This is a genomic window from Brevibacterium sp. LS14 (assembly GCF_012027885.1).
In the GTDB taxonomy this organism is placed as follows: domain Bacteria; phylum Actinomycetota; class Actinomycetes; order Actinomycetales; family Brevibacteriaceae; genus Brevibacterium; species Brevibacterium casei.
Genome location: NZ_SJXG01000011.1, coordinates 21,972 through 40,184 on the forward strand (window position 1 = coordinate 21,972; position 18,213 = coordinate 40,184).

Here is an 18,213-nt window from a genome sequence, read left to right on the forward strand (position 1 = left end):
GGTTCCGCCTCGGTTCTGTGACCACAGCTGAGGCGCAGGGCCTCAGATCGTCACGAGACCGTTGCGCTCGGTCGCGAACGTCACCGACATGATGCCCGGGGCACCGTGCGGCGCGGACCAGTCGATGTGGATCTCCGGGATCGGCTTGGCGTCGTCGGTGCCGAGCCAGTCGCGAAGGCGATCGCGGTCGCCGGCGATCTGCAGGGTGTCGATGGAGACATCCTCATTGGTCTTGTACGACGAGGGGTGCTGGGACGAATCGGCGGACCACTTGATGAAGAACGGCAGCTGGGGGTCGGCGATGAGCCCCTTGACTCCGATCTGCAGCCACTTGAGCTCCTCGCCGGACTCCGGAGTGCGGTTGCCGTCGACGGCTTTGCGCTCGAGGCGCGTCTCGACCTCCGAGAGGTCGTCGACGGACACGCACCAGCCCATCCAGCCGCCGCCGAGCTCGGACCGGGTCCGCACGGCTTGACCGAAGGGGGTGGAGAGAGCGGCCGGGTGCTCCAAGGCTTCGACGACTTCGAGGTAATGGCCGCCCGCGAGGGGGAAGATGAGATTCCTGGTACCGAAACGCGGATGCACTCCACCGTCGTAGGGAACCACTCCGAGCTGCTCCGAGATGCGCTCGGCGGTTGCTCTGTAACCGTCGGGTTCGCTGGCGAAGGACACATGGTCGAGTTTCATGTCACGAGAATCGCATAACCTGGCTCACACTTCTCATTAGGCTCACCTAAGCTCCGGTTTCGCTCCCGGAGGCGGACTCGGGGCGGGATCAGCCGAGGGCAGGATCACTTGACAGGGTAAGGGAACGCAGCAGCAGAAGGCCGCTCTCGCGGCTCCGTGAGCCCTTCACCTGGAGCCTCGGTTCAGATGGGTATGACAGGATTCTCCCTATGCCTCCCACACCCGTCCCCACCCAGTCCGAGGCCCCGCTCTTCGTGCGGTGGCTGCCGCGAGTGCTGACGATCGTCGCCGTCTTCATGCTCGTCCAGCTCATCACCCCGGCCGGAAGCTGGCTCGACCGGTTCTTCGAGTTCATGTGGCGATGGTTCGTGCCATTCACTCCGGTCGACTTCGTCACCTCGGTCGTCTTCATCGTCCTCGCCGCAGCCTTGGCCATCCGCAAGCGGGCGGCGTGGTGGATCACGCTGGTCTTCCTCTCCATCATCTTCGCTCTCTACGCCGTCATCCTCTACGGCTTCATCGTCTTCGCCCCCGACGAGATGACCGGTGACCTCTTCACCGGGATGATCCTGCCGGTCATCGTCTTCATCGGCCTGATCGTCCACCGCAGGTGGTACAACGCGAAGACCCAGCCGCGGGGATTCCTCAAGGCCATCGGTGTCCTCGCGCTGGGCATCGTCATCACCGCCGCGATCATCCTCGTCGTCCAGTACTTCATCGGCGGGCTCACCGGAGTCCAGGCGCGCCAGATCATCGCCGAACTCGCCGGACTCAAGGAGAGCACGGAGGCGAGCTGGATGCTCTCGGTCTTCGGCTTCGGCACCGGCGCAAGCATCATCCTCGCGTTCTGGACTGGCCTGCGCTCGGCCAGGGACGCCGAGCGCATCGACATCGATCAGGAGCGCAGGATCCGCGAAGGTCTGGCCGCACACTCCTCGGACTCACTCGGCTACTTCGGCACCCGCCGCGACCGTTCGGCGTTCTTCGCCGACGACTGCGTCATCACCTACCAGGTCCACGCCGGCGTCTGCCTCGTCGCCAGCGACCCGGTCGGACCGCCGCAGCAGTGGGCGGCGGCCGCGCGGTCCTTCGTCGCGCACGCCGAGTCCTTCGGCTGGGTGCCGGCCGTCCTCGCCGCCTCGAAGCAGGGCGCTCAGGCCTATCACGATGCCGGCCTCAAAGTCCTCCACGTCGGCGACGAGGCCGTCCTCCACACGAAGGACTTCACGCTCTCCGCGCTGCCGGAGGTCCAACGGGCCGTGACCAAGCTGACCGGTCTCGGCTACACGATCCGCATCCGTCACCAGTCCGAGATCCCCGCCGCTGAGCTCGAGGAGCTCGCGATCTTCGCCGACGAATGGCGCGACGGAGAGAACGAACGAGGCTTCTCGATGGCCCTCGGTCGCTTCGGCGACCCGGCCGACGGCGGAAACCTCTTCGTCGAGGCGCTCTTCCCCGCCGACGCGGGAACCCTGGCAGGGACCACCGCCGGACTGCTCGGCTTCGTGCCGTGGGGCGCCTCGGGAGTCTCGCTCGACGTCATGCGCCGACACCCCTTCGCGGAGAACGGCGTCACCGAATTCATGGTCGCCGGTCTCATGCGCGAGGCAGGAGACCTCGGGATCGCAGCCGTCTCCCTCAACTTCGCGGTCTTCCGCTCCGCGTTCGAGCAGGGCAAGGAGCTCGGGGCGGGACCGCTCAAGCGGCTGTGCGCAACATCCTCCTCTACCTCTCCCGGTTCTGGCAGCTCGAATCCCTCTATCGGTCGAACGAGAAGTACGATCCGGAGTGGGTGCCGCGCATGCTCTGCTACCCGGAGGGATCCGACCTCGCCCGCATCGGTCTGGCCGTGAGCATCGCCGAAGGCTTCCTCTCCCCGCCGAAGATGTTCACCAAGGGCAATGAGAGCCAGCCGATCTACACCCGTGAGCAGGCGGCGCCGCTCCTCGACATCGCCCCGCCCGAACCCGCGCCCACGGGCAGAGTCCGGGTCTCCGACCAGGTCAGGCACCGCCTCGGCGTGCGCGATGCGATGCTCGAGGCCGGGGTCGAACCCTACCCCGCCGAGGCGGCACCGGCGGCGGCGAAAGGCACCGTCCTCACCGGGCGGGTGCTCGGCATCCGCGATCACGGCGGCGTGGTCTTCCTCGACCTGCGCAGCGAGGGACATGACCACCAGCTCGTGTGCGAACGCGAGGTGCTCGGTGAGGAGTCGCTGAGGCGACTGTCCGCGTGGGTCTCCCGCGGCGACCGGATCTCCGTGAGCGGGCGCGAGGGCACCTCTCGCAACGGGACCCCGTCGTTCCTCGTCACCTCATGGACGATGTCGGCGAAGTCCCTGCAGCCCTGGCCGAGCCTGTGGCAGGGACTGAGCGATCCCGAGGCGAAGGTCCGTCAGCGCTACCTCGACTTCACGATGAACACCGGCCAGCGCGACCTCATGGTCATCCGCTCGAACACGTTCCGCACGATCCGCGAGACCCTCCAGTCCCGCGGCTTCCTCGAGGTCGAGACCCCGATTCTCCAGACGGTGCACGGGGGCGCGAACGCGCGGCCGTTCCTCACCCACATCAACGCCTACAACCTCGACCTCTACCTGCGCATCGCCCCCGAGCTCTACCTCAAGCGCCTCCTCGTCGGCGGGTTCGACCGGGTCTTCGAGATGGGCCGGAACTTCCGCAACGAAGGCGTCGACGCCACCCACAACCCCGAGTTCTCGATGCTCGAGGCCTATCAGGCCGGCGGCGACTACAACACGATGCGCGAGCTCACCCGCACGATGGTCATCAACGCCGCCGAGGCGGCCCTGGGCACCACGGTCGTGCGCGGCACCGTCGACGGCGTCGAACACGAGATCGACCTCGCCGAGGAATGGCGGACCGTCTCGCTCACCGACGCGATCTCGGAGAAGATCGGCGAGGAGGTCTCGACGGCCACCTCGATCGAGACCCTGCGGAGGATCGCAGCGCGAACCGGGCTCACCGTCAATCCGAAGTGGGGTTGGGGCATGCTGCTCCAGGAGATCTACGAGGAGGTCGCCGAGGGATCGACGGTGGCGCCGACGTTCTACACGGACTTCCCGGCCGAGACCTCCCCGCTGACCAGGCAGCACCGCACCGACCCGATGCTCGCCGAGAAGTGGGACCTCATCATCTTCGGCTCCGAGCTCGGCACCGCCTATTCGGAGCTCGTCGACCCCGTCCTCCAGCGTGAGCGGCTCACCGCGCAGTCCCTGGCGGCAGCCGGCGGCGACCCCGAGGCGATGCAGCTCGACGAGGACTTCCTCACGGCCCTCGAATACGGGATGCCGCCCGCCGGCGGCATGGGCATGGGCCTCGACCGGCTCGTCATGCTGCTCACCGAGCAGACTATCCGCTCGACGATCACCTTCCCGCTGGCCAAGCCCAAGGGCCACTGAGCCGCGCCCGACGACGGTTGCCCGGACCGCAGAGAGACGAACGGAGACAGATGCGCCGGATCTTCGCAATCCTGCTCGCGGCAGGGGTGCTCATCACCTACGACTCGTGGGTGCTGCTCTTCCTCAGCCCTCACCCGCAGCCGCTGTCGGGCTACCTCTCCGAGCTCGCCGCGATGGATCAGCCCGCCTCCTGGGTCTTCCGCAGCGGGGACGCGATCGCCGGGACCCTCATGGTCCTCATCGCCGTCCTCGGTGTGCGCGGGTGGCGCTCCCGCTTCGGTCGGGCGACGGTGCCGCTCGCCATCGCAATCGGCCTCACGGGGCTTGCCACGATCGGAGACGCGATCGCCGCCCTGCCGTGCACGCAGACCTTCGATCCGGTCTGCTACGCCGAGTACACGGCGAACCCGCTGCGCGCCGACTTCCTCCTCCACACGATCGCCTCGACGATCGTCGCGCTCGCCGCCCTGGCGAGCATGGTCATCGCGGTCATCGCCCTGCGTCGTCGCGGCAGACTGGGCACACCCTACGGTCGCGGCGTCGTCGCCGTGCTCGTCGTCCTCCTCGTCACCAACCTCGCCTCGGTGATCATCGAGGCCGTGTGGCGCTCCGGTCAGGGCTATGTGCAGGCGATCGCCGTGCTCACCATCGCCGCGTGGAGCGCGCACCTGGGCTACCTCGCCGTCGTCGGCCGAGGCGAGGCCGACAGGTCCCCGGAGAAGCGGAGAGAGGCGAGCGATGTCGGCTGAGCCGGAGTTCGCGCGGTGGTCGCGCGCCGTCGTCGACGGCTTCACCGTCTACCAGCGCCCGGCGACCGCCTCGGCGGGGGAGGGGAAGGATCCCGTCCTCTTCCTCAACGGCTGTGCGCTCGCCGCCGCCGGCTGGCTGCCCGTCATCGCGGAGATGCCCGACCGGGACGTCATCGCGCTCGACCGTCCGGGCTTCGCCGGCACCCGGTGGCCGGGCACGCTGCCCGACCTCGCCGGCGAGCTCGCCGCGATGGAGCGGGCGATCGCGGGCCATTCCCGGGTCGTCATCGTCGCCCATTCCATGGCGGCGTTCCGGGCCGAGGCCTTCGCCCGGCTGCGTCCCGAGCGCGTGGCGGGCATCGTCCTCGTCGACCCCTCGATCGAGGACTACCGGTTCCGGGGCCCGGCCGGCCGCTTCTCGCTCGCCACATGGATGCCGGTCCTCGGGGCGCTCGTCACCCGTGAGCAGATCGGTGAGGCCGCCTCCTGGCTCTCTCATCAGGGATTCCTCCGGCAGAGCGGTTCGGGTCGCGCCCTCGATCCCGAGGCGTTCAAGGATCCGTACACGGATCCGGACACGCTCAGGGCCGCGATCGCCGAATGGCTGAGCTACCGCAGCCAGGCCGCCGACCTCGAATCGCTGCGGGGCCGGATCGAGCCGGTCCGGGCCAGGACCTCGGCGCTGCTCGCACCTCCTCTGCCGAGCCGGAGCCGCTCCCGCATCCTCGAGGCGGCCTTCGCCGATCTCGTCCGTCATGAGATCCGCGATTCCCGGCACCTGATGATGATCGACCGCCCCGACATGATCGTCGAGGCGGTCGATGAGGTGAGCTGAGGTGAGCTCGGCTCCAGAGGCTCAGAGGCCGATCAGTGCGCGTCCTTCTTGAAGCGCTCGATCGAGGCGGTCACCTCGGCCTCGGCGGCCTCCCGGCCGACCCAATTCGACCCCTTGACGAACTTGCCCGGCTCGAGATCCTTGTAACGGGTGAAGAAGTGCTCGATCGCGTCGAGGGTGAACTTGTCGACGTCGCCGATGTCCTGGTAGGAGTCCCAGCGGGGGTCGCCGGCGGGAACCGCGAGGACCTTGTCGTCGCCGCCGGCCTCGTCCTCCATCTGGAACATGCCGATGGGGCGGACGTCGACGAGCACACCCGGGAACAGGGGTTCGGTGAGGAGGACGAGCACGTCGAGGGGGTCACCGTCGTTGCCGAGAGTGTCCTCGATGAAACCGTAGTCCGCGGGGTACTGCATCGACGTGAAGAGGTAGCGGTCGAGCTTGACCCGGCCGGTCTCGTGATCGACTTCGTACTTGTTGCGCGAACCTCGAGGGATCTCGATGGTGGCCAAGAGTTCCATAGTGCTCCTTACGCGTTAGGGTGGCATCACTAGGATAGAGCCTACAAGTCCCCGCCGAGACATCCTCAGCCCTCCTCCTCGGCCCAGAGAGGGCCCGCCGCCGAGACGAATGGGAGCCCGCTTTTGAACCCCACCTCCGATCACCGTCCGCAGGACTCCGCGGACGGTCCCCGCCGCACGCGCAGGCGGGGTCGGATCGCAGCAGGGGTGAGTGCCGGCGTCCTCCTCGCCGGAGCGCTCGGCTACGGCGTCGCCGACGCCGCCGACGTCGTCCCCGGATTCCTCACCACCGAGCCCGCGATCGAAGTCGACCCCGTTCCCACACCCGAAGCGCAGGGACGCGACGTCCCGGCCCCCGCCTCGGCGCTCGACGACACCGCACCGATCCCGACGAAGGTGGGACCGGAGGTCGAGCGCATCCTCGGCGATTCGAAGGTCAAGGGCTTCGGCGTCGAGGTCCGCGACGGTCTCACCGACAAGGTCCTCTTCGCCGCCGACGGGGACAGGGCCCGGACGCCGGCGTCGGTGACGAAGGTCCTCACCGCCTCGGCGGCGCTGCTGGCCATCGGCGGAGACGAGCGGCTGACCACGACGACGACGTTCGACCCGGCCACGGGGACGGTCTCGCTCGTCGGAGGCGGGGACGTCCTCCTCGGCGGCGGCGTGTCCCAGCCGGGATCCGTCAACGGCCATGCCGGACTGACGACCCTGGCCCAGGAGACTGCGGCGGCGCTCAAGGAGCGGAAGACCACCGAGGTGGCACTGCGCCTGGACACGAGTCGATACCCCGGCACCGACTTCAGCCCCGGCTGGGAGCGCGCGGACATCGGCAAGGGCGTCATCACCCCGATCCAGCCGCTCATGGTCGACAGCGGATACCTCGGCGACCCGAACAACGCGTGGCGGGCGCGCAGCGACAAGCCGGCCCAGGTCGCCTTCGACGCCTTCCGCACCGAGCTCGAAACCGCAGGGATCACCGTCACCGGGGCTGCCCCCGCCGAGGCGAACACTGAGTCGGAGCAATCCGCTGGGTCCGGGGAGACCGCCGGGTCCGGGGAATCCGCGGAGACGCTCGCGTCCGTCGAGTCCGCGACGATCTCCGAGATCGTCGAGTACGCCCTCGTCCACAGCGACAACGTCGTCGCCGAGGTGCTCGGCAACGAGGTCGCGATCGCGCAGGGGATGCCCGGCAGCCTCGAGAACGGACCCAAGGGCGTCATCGCCGCCCTCGAGGACACCGTCGACCTCGGGCAGACCCAGCTCAACGACACCTCCGGGCTCGACTACGGCAACCGGATCAGCCCGCACGACCTCACCACGGTCCTCCAGTCCTCGGTGACGGCGAAGGACTCGCTCTCGAGCCTCATCAGCTCTTTCCCGGTCGGGGGCCTGACCGGCACGCTCACCGACCGCTTCGGCGACGACGTCAACGCCGCAGGGACGGTGCACGCGAAGACCGGGACGCTCTCGACGGTGACCTCGCTGGCCGGGGGAGTCCTCGACGCCGACGGTCGGTACCTCGTCTTCAGCGTCCAGATCGACGGCGTCGACAAGGACAAGATCCTCGAGGCCCGAAAGACCGTCGACGATCTCGTCTCCGCCCTCGCCGACTGCGGGTGCCGATGATCGTCGACGAGAGGTTCGCCGTCCGGACGGCCAAGGAGGTCGTCTCCGCCGCGAAGCTGCCTGCACCTGGAGAGGTCGAGGCGCTCGTGGCGGAGATGAAGGAGAACGCGCTCACCGCCCAGGACCTCGTCGTCGACGCCTTCCTCCTCGACCCCGCCCACGCCGACGATGTGCGGGGCAGGCTCGGGGCGGGTGCGGTGCTCGTCCTCGACCAGGTCGGCTGGATCAAGGCCAACGCCGAGTCCCTCAACGGCATGGTCGACGTCTCCGCGCTGCCGGTCGCCCCCGGTCCGGCGGCGCGCAGGGCGGCCGGAGCCGAGGTCGCCGGGGTCCTCTCCCTGCTCTCGACGCGGGTGCTCGGCCAGTACGATCCGTTCGCCACGGACGCCGGTCGCCTGATGTTCGTCGCGCCCTCGATCCTCATCGCCGAGGAGGCGATGAAGGTCAGACCCCGCGACTTCCGGATGTGGGTCGCCCTCCACGAAGCCACACACCAGGTCCAGTTCGCCACCGCACCGTGGCTGCGCGAGCACATGCGGGGTCTGCTCTCCCAGCTGGTGGCCACCCCGCTCTCGGCCCCGGGACTCTCGACGCTCGCCGAGGTGTTCGCCGTCCTCGGGCGGATCGTGCGCGGACAGGCGAGCATGGTCGATCTCATCCGGGACGAGGGGATGCGCACGGCACTCACCGACGCCTCGGCGATCCTCAGCCTCCTCGAGGGACATGCCGACGTCGTCATGGACGAAGTCGGCCTCAGCGCCATCCCCAGCGTGCGGAAGCTGCGCCGCCGCTTCGAGGCGCGCCGCGACGCCGGACAGGGCGGGTTCCTCTCCAACCTGCTCGGGATGGACCTCAAACTCGCACAGTACCGCGACGGGGCGAAGTTCGTCCGCGAGGTCCGCAACGAGGTCGGGCAGACCGGCTTCGGCGCCGTCTACTCGAGCCCGGCGAACCTGCCCACGAGCGCGGAGATCCACACGCCTCGGCTGTGGCTCGACCGCGTCCACGGGTGAGGCCCGCGATGGCTGAGCACGCACGCCGTCCGACCCTCGATCCGGCGAGCGGGGCGATCCGCAACGTCGTGCGCGCCGGGCTGGGTGCCGGCTCCGTGCCCCGGATCGTCGTCGCCGTCTCCGGGGGAGCGGATTCGATGGCGCTCCTCCACGCGTGCGCATTCCTCCACCGGCGCGGCGAGGTCGAGGCCCGTGCCGTGACCGTCGATCACGGACTCCAGCCCGGATCCGCCGAGGTGGCCGCCGAGGTCGTGGCGACCGCGGAGTCGTGGGGCGTGCCTGCCGAGGCGGTGCGGGTCGACGTCACCGCCGGACCCGAAGGCCTCGAAGCCGCCGCCCGCGACGCCAGGTACGCGGCATTGGAGGAGGTGCGGGCGCGGGTCGGCGCCGCATGGATCGTCACCGCGCACACGCGCAGCGATCAGGCCGAGACGGTGCTGCTCGGGCTGCTGCGCGGTTCGGGGACACGCTCGCTGGCGGGAATGGCGGTGCGCACCGGGTCCGTGCTGCGACCGCTGCTCGACATCGACCGGGCGACGACCGAGGCCTCGTGCACAGCACAGCGCATCACCGTCTGGGACGACCCGATGAACGCCGACCGCGCCTATGCGCGCGTCCGCGTCCGGTCCCTGCTCACCTCCCTCGAGGCCGATCTCGGTCAGCCGGTGACCGACAACCTCGCCCGGACCGCGCAGCTGTGCCGGGCAGACGCCGACTTCCTCGACGCATCCGCCGCCGAGGCGGTCGCAGCCGTCCGTGGTCGCCGCGAACTCCGGCTGGCCGAGCTCGCCGACCTCGACGATGCTCTGCTCACCCGCGTCCTGCGCGAATGGCTGATCTCCCTCGGGGTGCCCGCGCAGAGCTTCGGCGCGGTACGCATCGCCGAGCTCACCTCGCTCATCCGGCAGGGTGCCGATGCGCGACACGGCGGGGGAGCGGGGAGGCACCTTTCGCTGCCCGGCGACACCGAGGTCGTCGTCGGCGGCGGTGGCGGAGCCGGCACTGTGCGTTTCGGACCGGCCGCGAAGGCCGCCCGCGGCTGACGCCAGGAATCCGCGCCTGCGGCGTCACGGACAACCCGCAACGTCACAGACAACCCTGAGCGCCGCACGTCCTCCACGGAGCGTCACGTCCTACATGTGCAGACGGTGGATTTGACGCTGCGGGTGCGGGATGCGCGGAGAGGCTCAGCCGCGCGGGGGCGGTCAGCGAAGGCCGCCGAGGAGCTCCCCGCCGGAGGCGACGAGGCGCCCGCCTTTGAAGACGTCCCGATCGGTCGGGCAGTCCATGATCGCCGAGGTGACCGTGTCCGCATCGACGAGCAGGAAGTCCGCGGGCGCCCCGACGCCGAGGCCGAAGGTCGCATCGTCGACCAGTGCGGTGCCATCGGGGCGGGCACCGGCCATCACCTGCGCTCCACCGCGGGAGGCGATGTCGAGGCAGTGCTCGATGTCCTCATCGCGGCGGAAGCCGTTGGTGAAGGCGAGCTGCCATGTCCGCCGCAGCAGGTCACCGTCGCCGTAGGGACTCCAGTAGTCGCGCTGACCGTCCTCGCCGAGGCCGACGGCGACCCGATGCGCGGAGAGCAGGCTCTGCGGCAGGCTCCCCTTGGCCGGGGCGACCGTCGTCAGGGACACTCCCGCCTCGGCGAGGAGTTCGACGAGGTCACGGACGACCGGTTCGGGGTTCGTGTTGAGCGCGAACGCATGGGAGATCGTCACCTTCCCCTGCAGGCCGAGCGCCGTCGTCCGGTGGGCGATCTCCTCGAACGAGTACACGCCTGCGGTCCCGCCCTCGTGGAGGTGGATGTCGACGCCCTTGCCGTGCTTCTCCGCGAGACCGAAGACGATGTCGAGGTGCCTGACCGGGTCGCGGTCGTACTGGACGGGGTCGAGGCCGCCGACGAGATCGGCCCCTTCCCGCAGTGCCGCGTCGAGCAGATCGGCCACGCCCTTCTCCCGGACGATTCCGGCCTGCGGGAACGCGACGATCTGCGAGTCGAGGACGTCAGCATGCGCGGACAGGGCGTCGCGGACCCCGGCGAAGCGCTCGAGTCCGGTGTCGGAGTCGACCTGGGCGTGCGAGCGGATCCGCGACCCGCCCGAGGCGATGATCGCAGCGATCGCATAGCTCGCCTGGTCGCGCACCGTCCGTTCGCCGTCGCGCCAGTTCCGCCGGTCGTTCATGATGTAGCCGTGCAGGGTTCCGTCGGCTGTGTGCGGGCGGAACGTCTGCCCCATCCGGTTCGAGTCGAGGTGCGCGTGGACGTCGCCGAGCCCGGGCAGCAGCACCCGGCCCCTCCCGTCGACGATCTCGTGCGCGGATGCGGCATCGGCGTCGCCCGTATCCGATGCGGCACCGGCGTCGCCCGAACCGGGCGCCCCGTCGCTCGGGACGACCGCGGCGATCCGGCCGTCGTCGACGACGACGTCGACGGCCGCCTCGTCGGGGCGACGGGGGGCGATCCTGACATTCCTCACGGTGATGGGCATCGGGGACTCCGTTTCGTTCGTCGGGGCGGCAACCGGCGTCGAGCTCGGGCCCGTCGCCGCTGCGGCGACTGCGTTCGACGCATCCACCCAAACGGTATACCATTATTCGGTTCGGTGGGAACCGGCGGTGGGCACCGCCTGCGCCCGGCACCGGCTCCCGCCGAACATCCCGGCACCGGCCCCCGCCGAACGTCCCGGCAGTCACCCCGGATCCGGCACCGCCGGAGACCCCCGTGCCGGAGCGCGGACGCCGCGGACCCGAGACGAGACCGAGTGAGAGGATGAGCGCATGACGAGCACCCCCTGGACCGAGCATCCGCGCACAGGTCCCGGGCTCGACATCCTCGCACTCGCCTGTCTCGTCCTCATCGCCTCATCCCTGCGCCCCGCCGCGTCCTCACTCGGCCCCGTCCTCGCCGAGGTGCAGACCGCCTACGGCCTCGCCGAATGGCAGACCGGCCTGCTCACCGCCCTGCCCGGCCTCATCTTCGCCCTGTGCGGGTTCCTCGCCGTGCCGCTGCTGCGCCGCGTCGGCCTCTTCGCCTCGCTCGCGGTCTCGTGTGCGCTCATCGCCGCAGGGATCGGTGCCCGCGTCCTCGTCGACTCATCCCTGCCCTTCGCTCTCCTCACCGTCACCGCACTGGCCGGGATGTCGTTCGGAAACGTCATCCTCCCCGTCTTCGTCAAGACCCGCTTCCCGCACCGCGTCCACCTCGGGGCGACGACCTTCACCGTCTCCCTCGGCCTCGGCGCGATGGTCCCCGCCTTCCTCACCGCGCCGCTCGCCGAGCACTTCGGCGACTGGCGGATCGGACTCGGCGCATGGATGCTCGTCCCGCTCGCCGCCCTGGCGACGTGGGCGGTCCTGCGCGCGACGGGCTCGGTGCCCGTCCTCCCTCGTCCGCGGCGTGAGCGGGGGGAGACACCCGCGCCGAGGCGGCACATCCATTCGACGGCGAAGGCGAAGTACATGGCGATGTTCTTCGGCCTCCAGTCGGTCAACGCCTACGTCCAGTTCGGGTGGCTGCCGCAGATCTACCGTGACGCCGGCCTCGACGCCGTGACCGCCGGAATCATGCTCACGATCGTCACCCTCGGCGGTCTGCCCGGCGGCTTCCTCGCCCCGCAGATCATCATGCGCGGCCTCGCCCCGCGGGCGTTCCTCGTCTCCTTCTCAGCCAGCGCCGTCGCGGGCTACACGGGCCTCCTCCTCGCCCCCGCCTCGGCGCCGGTCCTCTGGGCGGTCCTGCTCTCCTACGGCGGATTCGCGTTCCCGGCCGCGCTGGCCCTCATCACCAGCCGCACCCGTGACGTCTCGATCACGGCGCGCACCTCGGCGTTCGTCCAATCCACCGGGTACGTCCTCGCCGCCCTCGGCCCGCTCGCCGTCGGCGCCCTGCTGGGAGCGAGCGGATCGTGGACGCCTCCGCTCGTCCTCCTCATCGTCGTCTCCGCCCTCATGGGGGTCACCGGGTACCTCTCGGCCGCGCCCGGCACCGTCGACGACGAACTCGCCGAGACCGGCCAGGACGAGGTGGCTGTAGGGGACGTCCGTCACCCATAATGGAGGCACACCCATCCCACACGAGGAGAACCGACTGCAGTGGACATCAACGATCTCGGCAATGACATCGAAGAAGTGCTCGTCTCGGAAGAACAGATAGCCGCCCGACTCGTTGAACTGGCAGCCGCCATCGATGAGGACTACAAGGACAAGGACATCCTCCTCGTCGGCGTCCTCAAGGGAGCGGTCATGGTCATGGCCGACCTCGCCCGCGCCCTGCACTCCCCGGTGACGATGGACTGGATGGCGGTGTCCTCGTACGGGTCGGGCACGAAGTCCTCAGGCGTCGTGCGGATCCTCAAGGACCTCGACACGGACCTCACCGGACGCCACGTCCTCATCGTCGAGGACATCATCGACTCCGGCCTCACCCTCTCGTGGCTCGTGCAGAACCTGCGCTCGCGCGGAGCCGCCGACGTCGAGATCTGCACGATGCTGCGCAAGCCCGAAGCCGTCAAGGTCGACATCGACGTCAAGTACGTCGGCTTCGACGTGCCCAACGAGTTCGTCATCGGCTACGGGCTCGACTACGCGGAGAAGTACCGCAACGTCCCGTTCGTCGCGACCCTCGCCCAGCACGTCTACAGCTGAGCGAACCCGCCGCCGGTCGACGCACACAGCTGAACGCGAACCCCGCGTTCGCTGACAGCTGACCTGGCCTGGGAACAAAACCTCACGGATTCCCGCTATCCCAGAGGTACGTACTAGGCTGTGGGGGATGCTCCCAGGCAGCCGCGGCGGCCTGGCCGGGCTGTCGAGACTGAATTCCTGAGAGGATCTATGGCCGAGTCCAACAAGCGACGTCCCCTGCTCACCAAGGCGACGAAGGGTCCGTTGATCTGGATCGTCATGGCACTCCTCGTCGTCTCCATCGGTGCGCTCCTCTTCAGTCGGGTCGGGTTCAGCCAGATCGACACCGAACAGGGACTCAAGCTCCTCGCCGACGACAAGGTCGAACAGGTCAAGATCGTCGATCGCGACCAGCGCGTCGACCTCACCCTCAAGGACGACCTCAAGATCGACGGTCAGGACTTCGGGAACAAGGTCCAGTTCTACTATGTCGAGCAGCGCGGCGACGAGGTCGTCGAGGCCATCACCGAGTCGAACCCGACGCAGGGCTACACCGACGAGGTGCCGCAGCAGAGCTGGCTGATGTCGCTGCTGGGCACACTCATCCCCTTCGTCATCATCTTCATCGTCTTCTGGTTCCTCATCTCCCAGATGAGCGGCGGGAAGATGATGAACTTCGGCAAGTCGAAGGCCAAGCTCGTCAACAAGGAGAACCCCGACGTCACGTTCAAGGACGTCGCGGGAGTCGACGAGGCGCTCGAAGAGCTCGAGGAGATCAAGGAGTTCCTCGCCGAACCCGAGAAGTTCAAGGCCGTGGGCGCGAAGATCCCCAAGGGCGTGCTCCTCTACGGCCAGCCCGGAACCGGCAAGACCCTGCTCGCGAAGGCCGTCGCCGGCGAGGCAGGAGTGCCCTTCTACTCGATCTCCGGCTCCGACTTCGTCGAGATGTACGTCGGCGTCGGCGCCTCCCGCGTCCGCGACCTCTTCGAACAGGCGAAGGCGAACGCCCCCTGTATCATCTTCATCGACGAGATCGACGCCGTCGGCCGCCAGCGCGGCGCCGGCATGGGCGGTGGCCACGACGAGCGCGAGCAGACGCTCAATCAGCTCCTCGTCGAGATGGACGGCTTCGACGTGAAGACCAACGTCATCCTCATCGCCGCGACCAACCGTCCCGACGTCCTCGACCCCGCGCTTCTGCGCCCGGGCCGCTTCGACCGGCAGATCCCCGTCGAGGCCCCGGACATGAAGGGCCGCAAGCGGATCCTCGAGGTCCACGCGAAGGACAAGCCGCTGGCCCCCGACGTCGACCTCGGACAGATCGCCAAGCGCACGCCCGGCTTCTCCGGCGCCGATCTCGCCAACGTCCTCAACGAAGCCGCCCTGCTCACCGCGCGGGAGAACGCGAAGGTCATCGACAACCGCATCCTCGACGAGGCGATCGACCGCGTCATCGCCGGACCGCAGAAGCGCACACGCCTGATGAACGACAAGGAGCGCCTCGTCACCGCCTACCATGAGGGCGGGCACGCGCTGGTGGCGGCGGCGATGAACGACACCGACCCGGTGACGAAGGTGACGATCCTCCCGCGCGGTCGCGCGCTCGGCTACACGATGGTGCTGCCGACCGAGGACAAGTACTCGACGACCCGCAACGAACTCCTCGACCAGCTCGCCTATGCGATGGGCGGACGCGTCGCCGAGGAGGTCGTCTTCCACGACCCGACGACCGGGGCGAGCAACGACATCGAGAAGGCGACGAACATCGCCCGGAAGATGGTCACCCAGTACGGGATGAGCGAGAAGCTCGGCATGGTCAAGATCGGCGACGACCAGTCCGAGCCCTTCGCCGGGCGCGGCTACGGAGGCGGCGACGAGTACGGCGATTCGACGCTCTCGGCCATCGACAAAGAGGTGCGGCTGCTCATCGACACCGCCCACGCCGACGCCTACTGGGTGCTCACCCACAACCGCGACGTCCTCGACAGCCTCGCCTACCAGCTCCTCGAACGCGAAACCCTTGACCAGGCGGCACTCGAGGCGATCTTCGCCACCGTCGTCAAGCGCCCCCGCCGCGACGTGTGGCTGGCCAACGACGAGCGTCCCGTCTCCGACCGCGGACCCATCGTCCCGCCGGCGCCCGCCAGCGGCCGCGGCAACGGCGAGACGGGCCACAGCGGCGGACCCGGTCCCGACACGACCGACCTGCCGGGGGCCGGACCCACCGGCACCAACGGCCCCGACGTTCCGCACAACCCGCCGGGACCCGTCGACCCGAACGGTCCGACCGGCCCCTCGGGACCGACCGGGCCCACCGGCCCGATCGGTCCGTCCACGGGTGGAGGCTACGACCCAGGAAGCGACCGCTGATGACCGACTACGTGTTCAGCGACCTCGGCGAGACCGCTGAGGAACGACCGACGATCGACCATGACCGCATCGCCGCGGCCGTGCGCGAGATCCTCTTCGCCGTCGGCGAAAACCCCGACCGTGAGGGACTGCAGGAGACCCCGGCCCGCGTGGCCCGGGCGTACGAGGAGATCTTCGCCGGCCTCCACCGGGACCCCGCCGAGATCCTCTCGGTGACCTTCGACATCAGCCACGAGGAGATGGTCCTCGTCCGCGACATCGACCTCTACTCGATGTGCGAACACCATCTCGTCCCCTTCCACGGGGTCGCCCATGTCGGCTACATCCCGGCGAAGAACGGCAAAGTCACGGGTCTGTCGAAGCTCGCCCGCCTCGTCGAGGTCTATGCTCGCCGCCCGCAGGTGCAGGAGCGGCTGACGAGTCAGATCGCCGACGCCCTGATGAAGCACCTCGAACCGCAGGGCGCGATCGTCGTCGTCGAAGCCGAGCACCTGTGCATGACGATGCGCGGCGTGCGCAAACCCGGTGCCTCGACGATCACCTCGGCGGTGCGCGGCCAGCTGCGCGAACCGGCCTCCCGGGCGGAGGCGATGAGCCTCATCCTCCGAGGCTGAGCGATGGCGACGCAGATCATGGGCGTCCTCAACGTCACGCCCGACTCCTTCTCCGACGGCGGCCGCTGGTTCGACCAGTCCTCGGCCGTCGCCCACGGGCTCGACCTCCTCTCCTCCGGAGCCGACATCCTCGACATCGGCGGAGAGTCGACGAGGCCGGGAGCCACCCGCGTCGATGAGGCCGAGGAGCTGCGTCGCGTCATCCCCGTCGTCCGCGAGCTCGCCGGCGCAGGGGCCCGCATCAGCGTCGACACGATGCGCGCACGCGTGGCCGCGGCCGCCATCGACGCCGGGGCGCAGATCATCAACGACGTCTCGGCAGGCCTGTCCGATCCCGCGATGCTCTCCGTCGCAGCCGACACCGGCGTTCCCATCGTCCTCATGCACTGGCGCGGTTACCTCGACCGGGCGGATGCGAGCTTCCACTACGACGACGTCGTGGCCGAGGTCATCGCCGAGCTGCGCACCCGCATCGACGCCGCCGTCGCCGCCGGCGTCGACCCCGCCGACATCATCGTCGACCCGGGTCTGGGGTTCTCGAAGAACGCCGAGCACAACTGGCAGATTCTGGCCGGGCTGAGCGAGTTCGCCGTCTTCGATCAGCGCCTGCTCGTGGCCGCGAGCCGCAAGCGCTTCATCGCCTCTCTCGTCTCACCTGAGGATCCGGCCCAGGCCGGAGAGGCTGAGAAGGACGAGGCGACCGCCGTGATCTCCGCCTTCGCCGCCCAGGCCGGAGCGTGGGCCGTGCGCGTCCACGACCCGGCCTCCTCGGCGCTGGCGTGCCGGGTCGCAGGCGCCATCGCCGACCACTCCGGTTCCGCGCCCTCACCGTGGACGCAGCGGTGAGCGGGCTGCCGGACCGGATCGCGCTGCGCGGACTCACCGTGCGCGGCAACCACGGCGTCTTCGACTTCGAGAAGCGCGACGGCCAGGACTTCGTCATCGACGTCACCCTCCACGCGTCGACGGCGGCGGCTGCGGCCACCGACGACATCGCCGACACCATCCACTACGGCGAACTCGCCGAGGATGTCGCCCGCATCGTCGAGGACAACACGTTCGACCTCATCGAGACCCTCGCCGAGGCGATCGCCGCCCACTGCCTGACCCTGACCGAGCGTGTCGAGGTCGTCGTCCACAAACCCAGTGCCCCGATCGAACGCACCTTCGCCGACGTGACCGTCACCGTCGACCGGTCCCGGGAGACGGCAGCGCGGGCCGACGGATCGGACCCCGCGTCGGCCAGCGCCTACCTCAGCCTCGGTGCCAACCTCGGCGAGGCCGCGACCACCCTCGATGAGGCCGTCGCCGCCCTCGACCGGCACCCGCGCATCAGCGTCGCCTCCCGCTCCTCGCTCTACCGCACCGCACCGTGGGGCGGGGTCGAGCAGAACGACTTCCTCAACCTCGGCGTCATCGTCGAGACGACCCTGCCCCCACGCGAACTGCTCGCCGTCTGCCAGGGCATCGAGGTCGCCTGCGGACGGACCCGTGAGCTGCGATGGGGGCCGAGGACGCTCGACATCGACGTCATCGCCTACACCGTCCGGGGAGTCGACGTCGTCCTCGACTCCGCCGCCCTCACCCTGCCGCACCCGCGCGCCCACGAGCGGGCCTTCGTCCTCGTGCCCTGGGCGGAGATCGCCCCGGACACCGTCGTCGACTCACCGACGGGGCCGCGACCGATCGCCGAGGCCATCGCCTCCCTCGACGACCAGGGGATCGAGCGCGCAGACGCCTGATCTGCAAGACTG

General features: G+C 69.3%; 14 protein-coding genes and 1 pseudogene. 12 read left to right on the plus strand and 3 right to left on the minus strand.

The window, feature by feature from the left end:
* Nucleotides 1-42: 42 nt before the first annotated feature.
* Complete coding sequence (locus tag EZE58_RS01610) at nucleotides 43-687, minus strand: VOC family protein (RefSeq protein WP_009380913.1); 645 nt, start codon at nucleotides 685-687, stop codon at nucleotides 43-45.
* A gap of 209 nt (nucleotides 688-896) precedes the next feature.
* On the opposite strand from EZE58_RS01610, the pseudogene lysX reads away from it, so the two are divergent.
* The 3 genes and pseudogenes from lysX (at nucleotide 897) to EZE58_RS01625 (ending at nucleotide 5,689) form a co-directional block, all read left to right on the plus strand.
* A pseudogene (gene lysX / locus EZE58_RS17300) lies at nucleotides 897-4,105 on the plus strand (bifunctional lysylphosphatidylglycerol synthetase/lysine--tRNA ligase LysX).
* A 50-nt stretch (nucleotides 4,106-4,155) separates the two neighbouring features.
* Entirely contained in the window at nucleotides 4,156-4,854 is a 699-nt protein-coding gene (locus tag EZE58_RS01620) for a DUF998 domain-containing protein (protein WP_009380914.1), read from the plus strand.
* A complete protein-coding gene (locus EZE58_RS01625; RefSeq protein ID WP_009380915.1) occupies nucleotides 4,844-5,689 on the plus strand; it encodes an alpha/beta hydrolase in 846 nt (281 codons plus the stop codon). Before EZE58_RS01620 ends, EZE58_RS01625 begins: the two co-directional genes overlap by 11 nt.
* 32 nt (nucleotides 5,690-5,721) lie before the next feature.
* Here EZE58_RS01625 and EZE58_RS01630 read toward each other — a convergent pair whose 3' ends face one another.
* On the minus strand, nucleotides 5,722-6,210 hold the full coding sequence (locus EZE58_RS01630; protein ID WP_009380916.1) for an inorganic diphosphatase: 489 nt from the start codon (nucleotides 6,208-6,210) through the stop codon (nucleotides 5,722-5,724).
* Nucleotides 6,211-6,333: 123 nt separating this feature from the next.
* On the opposite strand from EZE58_RS01630, the gene dacB reads away from it, so the two are divergent.
* Genes dacB through tilS form a run of 3 tightly spaced genes read left to right on the plus strand, consistent with a single transcriptional unit; the run spans nucleotide 6,334 to nucleotide 9,892 of the window.
* Entirely contained in the window at nucleotides 6,334-7,836 is a 1,503-nt protein-coding gene (dacB, locus tag EZE58_RS01635; protein WP_205772020.1) for a D-alanyl-D-alanine carboxypeptidase/D-alanyl-D-alanine-endopeptidase, read from the plus strand.
* Nucleotides 7,833-8,849 (plus strand): zinc-dependent metalloprotease, encoded by a 1,017-nt coding sequence (locus EZE58_RS01640; RefSeq protein WP_009380918.1) that lies wholly within the window; start codon nucleotides 7,833-7,835, stop codon nucleotides 8,847-8,849. The genes dacB and EZE58_RS01640 overlap by 4 nt, the downstream gene beginning before the upstream one ends.
* An 8-nt stretch (nucleotides 8,850-8,857) precedes the next feature.
* Nucleotides 8,858-9,892, plus strand: a complete 1,035-nt coding sequence (tilS, locus tag EZE58_RS01645) for a tRNA lysidine(34) synthetase TilS (protein WP_009380919.1) — start codon at nucleotides 8,858-8,860, stop codon at nucleotides 9,890-9,892.
* A gap of 162 nt (nucleotides 9,893-10,054) precedes the next feature.
* On the opposite strand, the gene EZE58_RS01650 is transcribed toward tilS, so the two are convergent.
* The gene (locus tag EZE58_RS01650) at nucleotides 10,055-11,428 is read right to left on the minus strand and encodes an amidohydrolase family protein (RefSeq protein WP_217987204.1); all 1,374 of its coding nucleotides are present in this window, start codon (nucleotides 11,426-11,428) and stop codon (nucleotides 10,055-10,057) included.
* 202 nt (nucleotides 11,429-11,630) lie between these two features.
* On the opposite strand from EZE58_RS01650, the gene EZE58_RS01655 reads away from it, so the two are divergent.
* The 6 genes from EZE58_RS01655 (at nucleotide 11,631) to folK (ending at nucleotide 18,201) form a co-directional block, all read left to right on the plus strand.
* The gene (locus EZE58_RS01655; protein ID WP_095376671.1) at nucleotides 11,631-12,905 is read left to right on the plus strand and encodes an MFS transporter; all 1,275 of its coding nucleotides are present in this window, start codon (nucleotides 11,631-11,633) and stop codon (nucleotides 12,903-12,905) included.
* Nucleotides 12,906-12,944: 39 nt separating this feature from the next.
* Nucleotides 12,945-13,496 (plus strand): hypoxanthine phosphoribosyltransferase, encoded by a 552-nt coding sequence (gene hpt, locus EZE58_RS01660; RefSeq protein ID WP_009380922.1) that lies wholly within the window; start codon nucleotides 12,945-12,947, stop codon nucleotides 13,494-13,496.
* 189 nt (nucleotides 13,497-13,685) lie between these two features.
* A complete protein-coding gene (gene ftsH, locus EZE58_RS01665) occupies nucleotides 13,686-15,845 on the plus strand; it encodes an ATP-dependent zinc metalloprotease FtsH (RefSeq protein WP_095376672.1) in 2,160 nt (719 codons plus the stop codon).
* Entirely contained in the window at nucleotides 15,845-16,459 is a 615-nt protein-coding gene (gene folE, locus EZE58_RS01670) for a GTP cyclohydrolase I FolE (protein ID WP_009380926.1), read from the plus strand. The genes ftsH and folE overlap by 1 nt, the downstream gene beginning before the upstream one ends.
* 3 nt (nucleotides 16,460-16,462) lie before the next feature.
* Nucleotides 16,463-17,305, plus strand: a complete 843-nt coding sequence (gene folP, locus EZE58_RS01675) for a dihydropteroate synthase (RefSeq protein WP_095376674.1) — start codon at nucleotides 16,463-16,465, stop codon at nucleotides 17,303-17,305.
* The gene (gene folK / locus EZE58_RS01680) at nucleotides 17,302-18,201 is read left to right on the plus strand and encodes a 2-amino-4-hydroxy-6-hydroxymethyldihydropteridine diphosphokinase (RefSeq protein ID WP_197932344.1); all 900 of its coding nucleotides are present in this window, start codon (nucleotides 17,302-17,304) and stop codon (nucleotides 18,199-18,201) included. The genes folP and folK overlap by 4 nt, the downstream gene beginning before the upstream one ends.
* Nucleotides 18,202-18,213: the final 12 nt, after the last annotated feature.